This is a genomic window from Duganella sp. (genome assembly GCF_039595735.1).
Taxonomy (GTDB): domain Bacteria; phylum Pseudomonadota; class Gammaproteobacteria; order Burkholderiales; family Burkholderiaceae_D; genus Rugamonas.
Genome location: NZ_JBCNLB010000003.1, coordinates 505,380 through 517,663 on the forward strand (window position 1 = coordinate 505,380; position 12,284 = coordinate 517,663).

Below are 12,284 nucleotides of genomic sequence, written 5' to 3' on the forward strand. Positions count from 1 at the left end.
GCACTATGGAAAAACTCAAAACCATCCTGCCGCCGCTGGCGGTGCTGATCGCACTGATTGCCCTGTGGTGGGTGATCGTGGTGCAGACCGAAAGCGTGATCTTCCCGACGCCGGGCCAGGTCGTCACCGGCACCATGGAGCTGGTGGAGGACGGCACGCTGTGGGAGCACATCGGCGCGTCGCTGTTCCGCGTTGCCTGCGGCTTCGGCCTGGCGGCGCTGGTGGCGATTCCGCTTGGCCTGTGGATGGGCCGCGTGGATGGCGCCTACATCACGCTCAATCCCATCTTCCAGATCCTGCGTCCGATTTCGCCAATCGCCTGGATTCCGATCGCGATTCTGTGGTTTGGCGTCGGCAACCTGTCGCCGGTGTTCCTGATCTTCATCGCTTCCGTGTTCCCGATGATCGTGCAGACCGCCGCCGGCGTGCACACCATCGAACGGCGCTACCTGCGCGCGGCCGAGAACTTCGGCGTGTCGCGCCTGGTGCTGTTCAAGCAGGTCATCATTCCGGCCGTGCTGCCGGAGATTATCGTCGGCATGCGCATTGCGCTGGGCGTGGCCTGGCTGGTGGTGGTGGCGGCCGAGATGATCGCGCTGCGCTCCGGCCTCGGTTATCTCATCATGGATTCGCGCAACGCCGGCAACCGCTATGACCTGGTGGTGGCCGGCATGATCATCATCGGCGTCATCGGTCTGATACTCGACGTGGTGATGCGCAAGCTCGAAGGACTCAAATCGGTAAGGTGGCGCTATGGACGCTAAGATCGTCGTCAACAACATCAAGAAGCAATTCAAGGACCTGCCGGTGGTGGGTGGGGTCAGCCTGGAGGTGAAGGATGGCGAATTCGTCGCCATCGTCGGCCCGTCCGGCTGCGGCAAGTCGACGCTGATGAAGATCATCGCCGGCTTCGAGCCGGCGAGCGAAGGCGACGTCCGCATCGACGGCGCGGTGCGCCATGGTCCCAGCCCGAAAGGCATCTCCATCTCCCAGCACGGCTCTGTGTTCCCCTGGCTGACGGTGCAGCAAAACCTGATGTTCGGCCTGACCGGCGACGGCCATGGCGACAAGGCCGCGCTGGCCGATCATTACGCCGAAATGGTGGGCCTCAAAGGCTTTGAGAAAAGCTATCCGCACGAACTGTCGGGCGGCATGCTGAAACGGGTCGAGATCGCGCGGGCCCTGGTGGTCAAGCCCGAGATCCTGTACATGGACGAGCCCTTCTCCGCGCTGGACGCGCTGATGAACCTCAAGATGCGCAACGAACTGCTGCGCATCCTGGCGGAAGAGCGCCACACCGTGCTGCTGATCACGCACGATGTGGAGGAAGCGCTGTTCATGGCGGACCGCGTGCTGGTGCTGTCGCCGCGCCCTACCCGCATCCAGGCCGTATTCGAAGTGCCGCACCCGCACCCGCGCAAGCTCTCCAATCCCGAGCTGCAGCAGATGAAGGAGCAGATCCTGCAGGAACTCGGGGTTACCGTCTGATAGTAAAATGGACGCATGCAAAAACTGACTTCCGAACTACAAAGACTTTACCTGCTCCCAGGCCAGGAAGCCGACGGGCAGGCGATCGAACTCGTCACCGCCAATGGCCTGACGCGCACGCTGGTGATCGACTTCCACAAGGCGGCCGAAGAGCAGCATTGGGCACGCCTGTGCGATGTGGCCAATGCGCTGCAAACGGAATTGGGCCTGCCGGCGCCGGCGGTCAGCGTGTCGGGCGGCGACTGCTATCGCCTTTGGCTGTCGCTGGCGCAGCCGATCACGCAAGCGCAGGCGAAGCAGTTCCTGGCCTTGCTGCACAAGGCTTACTTTGAAGATGAGCCGATTGATTTCGGCCGCAGCCGGATTGATTTGCCGCCGGCGCAGAATCGCGCCACCGGTTTGTGGGCCGCCTTCGTCAACCCAAGCATGGGCGGCGCGCTGGCCGAGGATCTGGGGCTGGAAATGGCGCCGCCGGAAGCCGCACAAGCGGCCTTCCTGGAACACCTGCACAGCATCAGCGAAGAAGACTACGCCCAGGCGCTGGCCAAGCTGCGGGGCAAGCATGATGCCGCGCCGGCGCCAACGCAGGCAACCTCACCCGCGCCGTCAGGCGCCGAGCGGCAAGGCCTGCTGCTGCGGGACGCTACGCTGGAAGACATCGTCCGCCACCTGCACGCGATGGGCATCGAGCCGACTTTCCGCCACGTGCTGAAACACTAGCACGCTGATCGCTTTGTCTGCGCCGGTGAACGGCGTCGAGGTATCCACCAGCAGTGCGCCCTGCGATTTCAGCTCCACCAGCGCCCGCTGGATTTCCGCATCATGCTGCTGCATGATGGGATCAACGCCCAGGATCGAGGACAGCGTCAAGGCCGCCAACTCATTCTGCCGGAGCTTGCCGATAACCACCGCCCCCGCCGCGCGCAACTGCAGCGCCGCCAGCTCCGCATCATCCCTGACCAGCACTGGAATGCCGTGCAGCGGCCCGCGCACCCGTTTCAGGTGGCGCTCGCGATCCATATCCAGCGCGCACTTCAGCGCATGCGGATGAATCTCGACCGTCTTGCCGGCGATCCGGATGCGCGCCAGATACTGCGACGTCAGCCAATGCGACGTCAGCTTACCGACCGCCATCAGCCGCTGCTGCTCGCGGACACCGGCGTCGAGGATACCGGCCGTGCCCAGCTGCCTACCCGGCGGATTGCCGAGTTTTACGAAATCCCTGCGATTCATGCCATCCTCGTGGTCAATTTCACTGTTTCACCAATGCGCCGCATTTGTTGCGTTGCATTAATATATCAGCAGCTTGCAAGTTGCACCACAAAAATGAATAAAAAAAAAGCACGCCCGCAGGCATGCTTTTTTGACAACAAAGAAATTCGCTTAGCCGCGAACCACTTTCTTGAATTCGTTGGTGCGGGTGTCGATCTCGACGATGTCGTCTTGCGACACGAACAGCGGCACCTGGATCGAGAACTGCTTCGATTCGATGGCGTTTTCGATCTTGGCTTCCTTGGTTACGTTGCCCGAGGTGTTGCCTTTAACCGCTGGCTCCGAGTACACCACCTGACGCTGGATGGTGGTTGGCAGTTCAACCGAGATGGCCTTGCCGTCGTAGAACACGGCTTCGCATTCCATGCCGTCTTTCAGGTAGTTCAGGGCGTCGCCCAGGTTTTCTTCTTCGATTTCGTACTGTTCGTAGTCAGCGTCCATGAACACGTACAGCGGGTCTGCGAAGTACGAGTAGGTCACTGGCTTCTTGTCCAGAACCACGACGTCGAATTTGTCGTCGCCGCGGAACACGCTTTCGAACGGTGCGTTGGTCAGCAGGTTCTTCATTTTCCATTTGTAGGTGAAGCCCGTGCGGCTCGAACCGTTGACGTCGGAGCGCAGTACGATGAATGGCTTAGCGTCAACCATGATAATGTTGCCGACACGAATTTCTTTTGCTGGTTTCATAGCGATTCTACTTAATAAGGTGGTTGCGTAAAGATCATCGTCGCCTGACGTTTGATCGAAAAAAAGCGGTACAGAGCTAAACCCAGCATTGTACCTGTTTTTTGGCTAAGCGCCTATCTCAGGCTGGCCGCAAACGACAGCATGTTGCTGGCCAGATCGCCGTGCGCCAGCATCTGCCGCTGCCACTCGGCGGCGCGGGCGCTGGCGGCGCCGGTTTCGGCCGCCAGCGCGGCCCAGCAGGCCGCCCAGCTATCGGCGTCGCCCTGCACCGGGGCACCGTTCCAGCGCAGTGAAAAATCAGCCAGCCCCGGCAGGCTGGCGGCATAGCGCTGCAGGAAGGCGCGCAGCTTTTTGTGGTGCAGGTTCTCGTCCTGCGGGTAAATGTGCCAGATGAAGGGCTTGCCGGCCCACTGCGCGCGCACGAAGGAATCTTCGCCACGCACGAAGTTCAGGTCGCAGGCCCACAGCAGCTTGTCGTAATCGGGCTGCGGCACGAAGGGCAGCACCCGCACCGTCAAGGCGCCATGGGTAGCCACGCGGCCTTCGCCGCCAATGAACGCGCGCACGGCGTCGGCCGCCACGCCATCCGGCACCAGGCAGGTCATCGGCTGTTTGCCGTTCTGCCAGACCTCGAACAAGGCCGACACCGGCGCGTGCGGATAGCAGAACAGCGATATTTTGGTGGCCGCCTGCTCGGCCGCCGTCAACCCAAGCTGCGACAGGAAAGCCGCCGGTTCAAACTGCAGGCGCAGCTGTTCCAGCTCCGCCTCGCGCAGCAGGCCGCCGGTCTTGTCGGTAAAGCCAGGGAAGAAGAAATGCTTCATCAGCGACTGCGCCTGCGGCGACGGCAGGCGGTGGCAGCCTTCCACCCATTCTTCCGCCGTCAGGCCTTCCAGGTTGAGCCACACCGGGCGCGGCTGGCACTGCGCCATGGCGTTGATGTAGCCGGGCGGGATATCGACCGCAAAGAATTCGACCACGATGTCGGCCACATCGGCCGGGGTGTAGACGCCGTCCTGATCGCGCCAGTGCTGCACGGTCACGCCGTCCACCTGCTGGCGGTCGGCGGCCACGTCCACCGCGGGGCAGATGCGCCGGAAGCTGGCCAGATCATCGACAAACAAGCTCACCGTCAGCCCGTGCTCGCGCACCAGCTGCCTGGCGAGGCGCCAGCAAATACCGATATCGCCGTAGTTGTCGACGACGCGGCAGAACAGGTCAAGGCGGCGGAAAGGGGTCATGGCAAGCAAGCAGAAAAATCGAGGCTGGATGATACCTGATTAACGCGCGGCGGCAACCAAGAATACCAAAACTTCGCGGGCGTCTGTCAGTCCAATCCTACCAGCGCGGCCCACCGGCCCGCTGTCACCGACAACAAGGAGATGTCATGAATGAATTCTATGGACAACAACTAATCCCCCAACAATACGGCGAGCTGGCCCCCCAGGGCTTCTTTGGCGGCCTGCTGGGTGCGCCGCTGGGCGGCCTGATCGGACGCGGCATCGGCGGCCTGCTCGGTAACGCCAACCTGGGCCGCCAGATCGGCCAGGCCGCCGGCGGTATCGGCGGCAGCCTGCTGCCGTTTGGCGTTGACCCGGTCAGCGCCGCCTACGCGCAGCAACAGCAACAGCAGCAGCAGCAGCAGCAGCAGCTGCAGCAGCTGCAACAACAGATGCTGCAACAGGCGCAACTGGGCCAGCTGGCGCCGCAAGGCTGGTTCGGCAACATCATCAAGAGCGTGGGCCGTCCGCTGGGCGGCATGATCGGCGGCGCCTTCGGCAACGCCGGCCTGGGCGGCACCATCGGCGGCATCGCCGGCCAGCTGGGCGGCATGCTGCCATTTGGCGCCGATCCGCTGACGGCAGCCTATGCGCAGCAAGGGCTGGCGCCGCAGGGCATCTTTGGCGACCTGCTGCGCAAGAACCATCCTTACACCGGCATCATCAGCCCCTTCTTCCCGCAGCCGCCCAACCTGCTGCCGTTTGGCGCCGATCCGGTGTCGGCCGCCTATGCGCAGCAAGCGCAACAGGAAGCGCTGGCACAGCAGATGCAGCAGCAAGGCCTGGCGCCGCAAGGATGGTTCGGCAACATCATCAAGAACGTTGGCGCGCCGCTGGGCGGCATGATCGGCGGCGCCTTCGGTAACTCCGGCCTCGGCAGCACCATCGGCGGCCTGGCCGGCCAGCTCGGCGGCATGCTGCCGTTCGGCATGGACCCCGTCAGCGCCGCTTACGCGCAACAGCAAGCCCAACTGGCGCAACTGGCCGCGCAACAAGGCAACACCGCGCTGTACGGCGGCCAGCAAACCCTGCATTGACGCGGCGGCGCCGTGAGCGCCAGCCCTTTTGCCCTCCTGCGGCGGTTGCCGCCGGAGGGCGCTGCTCTCTATGAGGAACATTGCCATGCCAGATCCCGCCAGCACCACCAACCGCTACCTGGTCCATGCCGCGCGCGGCGCGCCGCTCAATGACTTTCTGACGGTGGCCGCCACCGACGCCGACATCGCCGTGATTGACATCATCGGCCCGCGCGACCGCCCGCACACGGCGGTGGTGCAAATCACGCCGGAAAAAGCGCGCCTGCTGGAACAGCACTTCCGCCAGACCGGCACGCCCGCGCACCAATTGACGATAGAGCCGGACCGCCCGCTGTCGATGTTCGACAGCGGCGCGTTCGATCCCTTTTGAAAGGAAGATCATGCCTAAAAATCCCAATGGCGGCGGCGCTACGCCGCCAGACCTCAGCCCCGCCAGCACCGATGCCGACGCTGCGGCGCCGATGGAAAGCAGCAATCCCGGCGGCGGCCGCCGCGCCGGGGGCGCCAGCGCCGGCAGCAGTGCCGGCAGCACCCCAAGCGCCAGCAGCAGCGACACGCGCGCCGCCGACGCGGCCGCCAGCGGTGACGGCGCGCCGCAGACCAACGGCCGCGCCGACAGCACCGGCCGCAATGTGGGCGCGCGCAAAAAACAATTCGTCATTGCCCCGCGCGCGGCGCCGGAAGGCCTGCAGGCACTGGGCTTCCAGCCCCTGCAATTCAGCGCGCTGGAGCAGGCGCTGCGCAGCAGCAGCGACATTGAAGTGGTCGACAAGGTCGGCCCCAAGTCGGTCCTGGGCGCCTTGGCCGACGGCATGGGCGGCGGCCAGGGCGTGCTGGTGGCCCGCATGACCGAACAAAAAGCCGCCACCCTGCATCAGCAAGGCCAGGGCCGCCTGCTGGTGGAGCGCGATCACCCGCTCAACCTGCTGGATGTGTCGCTGCGCCAGCCGGCCATGGTCACCGGCGTCACCCCCACCGACGCGGGCGGGCCGGTGTTCAATGCGGTCATCAGCGTGGTCGGCAAGGATGGCGCGCCGCAGGCCAACGCCGAAGTCTCGCTGTTTGGCAGCATGCTGCCGGCCAGCGGCGTGACCGATGCCAGCGGTCAGGTCACGCTCTCGCTGTTTGGCGAAACGCGCGACACCATCCGCGGCCTGTACGTCAAACCCAAATCGGATTACTGGAGCTTTTACCAGCGCGATCCCGACATCAGCAGCGACGAAGCCAATGTGGTGGCGCTGCGCGCGCTGTCCGAGTGGCCGGCGCTGAACGGCTTTCCGCGCCAGCGCTGCCTGGGATGGGGCCAGAAAGCCATGCGGCTAGACCAGCTGCCCGGCTCCTACCGCGGCCAGGGCGTGAAGCTCGCCATCATCGATTCCGGCGCCGCCACCACCCATGACAACCTGCACAACATCCGCGCCGGCTTTGACGTCATCAACAAGCAGACCAATCCCAACGGCTGGGACCAGGACATGCTGGGCCACGGCACCCATTGCGCCGGCGTGATTGCGGCCGCCGATATCGCCTCCGGCATTCGCGGCTTCGCGCCTGAAGCGGAAGTCCACGCCTGCAAGCTGTTCCCCGGCGGCCAGGTGAGCCAGCTGATCGACGCGCTGGAGTACTGCATCGACAAGCAGATCGACGTGGTCAACCTGAGCCTGGGCGGCGCCGAAGTGTCGGAAGCGCTGGAGCAGCAAATCATCCGCGCCAGGCGGGCCGGCATCGCCTGCATTGTGGCGGCCGGCAATTCGGGCGGACCCGTACAGTATCCGGCCTCCTCGCCCAATGTACTGGCGGTGGCGGCGATCGGCAAACTCGATGAATTCCCGACCGATAGCTACCACGCGCAAACGCTGGACAACAACGTCGACGCCTATGGCTACTTCACCGCCAAGTTCAGCTGCTTCGGGCCGCAAGTGGGCGTGTGCGCGCCGGGCGTGGCCATCACCTCCTGCGTGCCGCCGAATAACTTCGCCGCGTGGGATGGCACCTCCATGGCGGCGCCGCACGTGACCGGGCTGGCCGCGCTGTGCCTGGCGCATCATCCGGATTTCCAGACGCCGCAATACAAGACGCGCGGGCCGGAGCGGGTCGAGCGGCTGTTCCAGATCATCCGCGCCAGCGCGCGCCGCGTCAGCCTGGGCGACCAGAGCCACACCGGCTTCGGCCTGCCGGACGTGCTGCTGGCGGTGGGCCTGAACACGACCGCCCCCCAGCCGCAGCAGATGATGATGCACATGATGGCGGCGCCGGCCTACGATCCGTTCGCGCTGGGGGTGATGCCGTACTACCGGCCGCCACTGCAATACGCGCCGCTGGCGTGGTAGGGCCGGAAATGCAAAAAGCCGCACAAGGCGGCTTTTTGCATGATCTGGCGTCCCCACGGGGATTCGAACCCCGGTACTCACCGTGAAAGGGTGATGTCCTAGGCCTCTAGACGATGGGGACAAAAACTGTCCGTACTGGCCTTTGGAAATGTCTTTTGGCGTCCCCACGGGGATTCGAACCCCGGTACTCACCGTGAAAGGGTGATGTCCTAGGCCTCTAGACGATGGGGACATTTCCAAGGCGCGTATTATGGCAGCGCCGTTCCGCGAACGCAATAGCAAACCCTTGTTTTTGCTGAAAAATCACAGCAAGATTGGCAGCTCTACAACGGATCTCAGTCCAGCAGCGCCGACAAGCGTTCCAGGTCGGCCGGCTTGACTACCAGCGCGTCGAACCCGGCCGACAACGCCTGCTGCCGGTCCTGCTCCTGGCCGTAGCCGCTGACCGCGATGATGCGCGCATCCCGGGTGGCTGGCAGCTCGCGCAGGCGGCGCGCCAGCGTGTAGCCATCCATCACCGGCATGCCGATATCGAGCAGGAAGGCTTCGGCCGGCGTGACCGCCGCATTGTTCAACGCCACCAGCGGATCGTGTTCCACGGTGACCTTGTGCCCTGATGCGCGCAACAGCGCGGCCAGTGCCTGGGCCGCGTCTTCGTTGTCGTCCACGATAGTGATGCGCTTGGCAGGGGCGCTGGCGTCCGCCTGGGCGGCCGCATCCGCCACCAAGGCCGGCTCCGCCAGCGGCAGCCTGACGATGAAGCGGCTGCCCTGACCAGGACCGGGACTGTGCACCGCCACCGTGCCGCCATGCAGCTCGGTCAGCCGCTTCACCAGCGACAGGCCGATGCCCAGCCCGCCCTGCTGACGGTCCACCGCCCGCTCGCCTTGCACGAACAAGTCGAACAGCTGCGGGATCAATTCCGCCTTCAGGCCGATGCCGTTGTCGCGCACCTGCACTTCTGCCTGCCCATCGTCCACCGACAACAGCAGATCGATCACCCCGCCCTCGGGCGTGTAGCGCGCTGCGTTCATCAGCAGATTCACGAACACCTGCACCAGCCGCTTGGCGTCGCCGGACACCACCGTGCGCTCCGGCGCCAGATGCATGGTCAACTGGTGACTGCGCTTCTTGATCAGGGGCAGCACTTGTTCGGCCGCGTCCGCCACTGCGGTTTTCAAATCCACCGGCGCCCGATCCAGCACGATTTTGCCGCGCGTCACCCGCGAGACATCCAGCAGATCATCCAGCAGGCCGGCCATATGCTTGACCTGGCGATCGATCATCTGGCTCATGCGCAGCACCTGCTCATCGCCATGATTGCTGCGCATCAGCACCGTTGCAGCCGAACTGATCGGCGCCAGCGGATTGCGCAGTTCGTGCGCCAGCATGGCCAGGAAATCATCCTTCTGCCGGTTGGCCGTCTGCAGCGCGGCTTCCGCCTCCTTCTGCTGCTGGATGTCGATCGTGATGCCGTCGAAGCGGGCCGGCGTGCCATCGCCGCCGCGGTAAACCCGGCCTTTGGCGCGTATCCAGCGGGAGCGGCCGTCCGGCGCCACCGTGCGGTACTCGACATCGTAATCCGCGCCCTCCTCGACCGCGCGGCGGATGGCTTCCTTCACGTTGTCACGATCATCCGCTGCGATCAGACTGTAGAACAGCTCCGCATCCACCTCGGCTTCCGGCGGCAGGAAGAACTGGGCTTTGCAGGTGTCGTTCCAGTAGATGTGATTCAGCGGCAGCGGACAGTAGAACACGCCGAGTCCAGCCGCATCAACGGCAAGCTGCAGCCGCTGATCGGCTTCCGTCGCCTTCGCGTCCGCCACACGCAGGGCGTCGCGCATCACCTTCTGCTCCGTGACGTCGAAGCCTTCGACGAAAATGCCCATCACCTGTCCTGCCTTGCCGCGCAAGGGCTGGCAGACAAAGTCCATGTACAGTTGCTCAGGCTCGGCCTGCGGCTGGCGGCGCAACTGCACCGGCACGCCGTAGGCCGTGCGGGGCACGCCGCTGCGGTAAACGTCATCAAGTATTTCAATGATGCCTTGCCCGGCCAGTTCGGGAAATGCCTGCCGGATGGGAATGCCGATCACATTCCGATGGCCATGAAAGTTACGGTGGGATTCATTCTCCAGCACGTACACATGATCGGGGCCGCGCAGCATGGTCATGAAGCCGGGCGCCTGGTCGAACATCTCCTGAAAAGTCGCCAGCGTGTCGCGCTCACTGTTCACCCGCTCGGTGGACAATGCCGCCTCGGCCGATCTGGCCCGGCGGGAAATAAGCCGCACCCGATCGCCCAGATAGCCGAACAGCGTGCCCACCACCACGAACGCCAGCAGCGCGCCCCGATCGGCGGGCTCATCCACCCAAAACTCATAGGTGGGACCGAGGATATAGACGCCGTACACCACGCCGGCAAACAGCACCACGGCAGCGGCCAACCGGCCCAGCAAGGCCGCGGCCAGCGCGACCGTGGGAATAAAAAACATGAACGGCGTCCGCGCGCCGATGAACAAGCTGAGCAACAATTGCAAACCAGTCGTCGCGCCGACCAGGGCCAGGGCGATCAACAGCTGCCGGCGCAACGCCACATCCTCGATATTTGCAAACATGTCCACTCCCTTTGAAGCGATGATACAGGACAGTTGCTCCACACCACGCCTTGGTGTGGCTCCGGTGCGCGGGTGGTGCAGAGATCTTTCTCCGGTTTCAGAATTCAAATGAGCGAGTCGGACCCCGCCGCCAAAGGCAGCCGCGCCGGTCACGGCAAAGTCTGCACTTAATCACTTCGCCGCAGGCTGCGGAACCGCGAGGCCTGCTTCTCCGTCCAGAATCAACGAATAAAACCGATCTGCGCCTGACTCTGGCAAGGGGTCCGGGCCACGTACCCATCCAAAAGACTCATAGAGGTGAATGGCAGCGCCCATATCGCCGCAAGTCTCTAGTTGCAGCTCAGTGAAGTGCAGCCGGGCCGCTTCAGCGATCCCCTCGGCAAGCAAAGCCCGCCCGATCCCTAGCCCATGCATGCTTGCATCGACATGAAAGCCAAACAACTTGGCCGATGTTTCTGACCGACGCTGAATCACAAGACAGCCCGCCAGCTTGCCATCCACCTCCGCCACCAACTCAATATCGTTGGGCGAGCCAGCCTGGCCGATGGCTCCAACGGCAGCATCCAGCGTTTCAAAGTCCGCGATTAAACCAAACGAAGCCAAAGATTTTTGCACCACGGCTTTAGCCCCGGCATTATCAGTAGGAAGTGCCTTACGAATTTGCATGCGAATCAAATAATAATTAACAGGACTTATTGAAGCCTTGCATGACATTCTCCAGTATCAAAATCCAGCGGCAGCATGTGTCCGCATGCCGCCTGAACAGCTCTACAGCCCCACTCTTACTTTCCATTGCAAGGTGGAAAACGATTGTTTTGAAAAACATATTCCCAAATTATCGCTCTTTCCACAAAACGGATATAGGCCGACAGAGCAGGCTGTTGGTGCTCAGGAACCAAAACGGAAAACGCGTATTTATTTTCGTCCGCGTTCTGATAGAAGCCATTAAATCGCGTGCCTCCGGAGTGCGCTCTAAGGCCGCGAAACGCCGATCGGCAGAACTGTGACAGTCGCTGCGAAACTGTCTGATCGCACGCTTCGCCGACATAAAGAAGTGCATGAATTTCCGACGGGGTTTGCCCAAGCGCGATCTCATTGAGCGGTGCAATCAAATACACACCCGGTCGCGGGATCGAACGCCGATCAGAAAGAGCCATCCAAGGAGAAAATTCAGAGAGAAGGGACATAGTATTCAAATTGCTTACTTAGCGTATAGGTAACTGTCAGCTCTTGGCAGCCGATTTTGGTCCGCGTATTATTTACGAAGACCTTATCTTTCATCATAATAGACAAAGACACGAGAGCTGTCGGCCTTAACCCGAACACCGTCAACAACACGTTCATCATTCGATGGAAGGAATTCCTTAATACCGCCTTTGCCGTTGACCATACCACCATTTCCATACACTGCCTCCTGCAATAGAGATACCGCAAAGTCATACATTGCTCGACCGGAGCGTGTCAATGAATTTGAAACACCTTGTTGAATTGGTGAGTGTCTAAATCTCGGTTTTCAGGCAGCCTTTTTCTCCATGGTCGGCGGGTTGATCCAGGCAGCCGTGGGTAATTTCTGCGGTC

The 12,284-nt window shown here is 62.7% G+C and carries 12 protein-coding genes and 2 tRNA genes; 6 read left to right on the forward strand and 8 right to left on the reverse strand.

Annotated features, from left to right (window positions below):
- Positions 1-5 precede the first annotated feature (5 nt).
- The 3 genes from ABDW57_RS09695 to ABDW57_RS09705 are packed head-to-tail and all read left to right on the forward strand — an operon-like array spanning position 6 to position 2,208.
- Positions 6-764, forward strand: a complete 759-nt coding sequence (locus ABDW57_RS09695) for an ABC transporter permease (protein ID WP_343729991.1) — start codon at positions 6-8, stop codon at positions 762-764.
- A complete protein-coding gene (locus tag ABDW57_RS09700) occupies positions 754-1,488 on the forward strand; it encodes an ABC transporter ATP-binding protein (RefSeq protein ID WP_343729992.1) in 735 nt (244 codons plus the stop codon). The genes ABDW57_RS09695 and ABDW57_RS09700 overlap by 11 nt, the downstream gene beginning before the upstream one ends.
- 15 nt (positions 1,489-1,503) lie before the next feature.
- Positions 1,504-2,208 carry a hypothetical protein gene (locus ABDW57_RS09705; protein WP_343729993.1) on the forward strand — a complete coding sequence of 235 codons (705 nt, stop codon included), beginning with the start codon at positions 1,504-1,506 and terminating at the stop codon, positions 2,206-2,208.
- Here ABDW57_RS09705 and ABDW57_RS09710 read toward each other — a convergent pair.
- The 3 genes from ABDW57_RS09710 to earP form a co-directional block, all read right to left on the reverse strand.
- The gene (locus ABDW57_RS09710; protein WP_343729994.1) at positions 2,095-2,721 is read right to left on the reverse strand and encodes a hypothetical protein; all 627 of its coding nucleotides are present in this window, start codon (positions 2,719-2,721) and stop codon (positions 2,095-2,097) included. The genes ABDW57_RS09705 and ABDW57_RS09710 overlap by 114 nt on opposite strands.
- 150 nt (positions 2,722-2,871) lie before the next feature.
- On the reverse strand, positions 2,872-3,447 hold the full coding sequence (locus tag ABDW57_RS09715; protein ID WP_176644633.1) for an elongation factor P: 576 nt from the start codon (positions 3,445-3,447) through the stop codon (positions 2,872-2,874).
- Between the two features lie 113 nt (positions 3,448-3,560).
- Positions 3,561-4,688, reverse strand: coding sequence for an elongation factor P maturation arginine rhamnosyltransferase EarP (gene earP, locus ABDW57_RS09720; protein ID WP_343729995.1), 1,128 nt, complete (start codon positions 4,686-4,688; stop codon positions 3,561-3,563).
- Positions 4,689-4,834: 146 nt separating this feature from the next.
- Here earP and ABDW57_RS09725 point away from each other — a divergent pair, with 146 nt between their 5' ends.
- From ABDW57_RS09725 to ABDW57_RS09735, 3 genes are all read left to right on the forward strand, one after another.
- Positions 4,835-5,764, forward strand: coding sequence for a hypothetical protein (locus ABDW57_RS09725; RefSeq protein WP_343729996.1), 930 nt, complete (start codon positions 4,835-4,837; stop codon positions 5,762-5,764).
- An 85-nt stretch (positions 5,765-5,849) separates the two neighbouring features.
- Entirely contained in the window at positions 5,850-6,134 is a 285-nt protein-coding gene (locus ABDW57_RS09730) for a hypothetical protein (protein WP_343729997.1), read from the forward strand.
- A gap of 10 nt (positions 6,135-6,144) precedes the next feature.
- The gene (locus ABDW57_RS09735) at positions 6,145-8,091 is read left to right on the forward strand and encodes a S8 family serine peptidase (RefSeq protein ID WP_343729998.1); all 1,947 of its coding nucleotides are present in this window, start codon (positions 6,145-6,147) and stop codon (positions 8,089-8,091) included.
- Positions 8,092-8,136: 45 nt separating this feature from the next.
- Here ABDW57_RS09735 and ABDW57_RS09740 read toward each other — a convergent pair.
- The 5 genes from ABDW57_RS09740 to ABDW57_RS09760 form a co-directional block, all read right to left on the reverse strand.
- Positions 8,137-8,212, reverse strand: a tRNA-Glu gene (locus ABDW57_RS09740).
- 35 nt (positions 8,213-8,247) lie between these two features.
- A tRNA-Glu gene (locus ABDW57_RS09745) sits at positions 8,248-8,323 on the reverse strand.
- 103 nt (positions 8,324-8,426) lie between these two features.
- Complete coding sequence (locus ABDW57_RS09750) at positions 8,427-10,706, reverse strand: ATP-binding protein (protein ID WP_343729999.1); 2,280 nt, start codon at positions 10,704-10,706, stop codon at positions 8,427-8,429.
- Between the two features lie 171 nt (positions 10,707-10,877).
- Positions 10,878-11,372 (reverse strand): GNAT family N-acetyltransferase, encoded by a 495-nt coding sequence (locus tag ABDW57_RS09755; RefSeq protein WP_343730000.1) that lies wholly within the window; start codon positions 11,370-11,372, stop codon positions 10,878-10,880.
- A 116-nt stretch (positions 11,373-11,488) separates the two neighbouring features.
- Positions 11,489-11,893, reverse strand: a complete 405-nt coding sequence (locus ABDW57_RS09760) for a hypothetical protein (RefSeq protein ID WP_343730001.1) — start codon at positions 11,891-11,893, stop codon at positions 11,489-11,491.
- Positions 11,894-12,284: the final 391 nt, after the last annotated feature.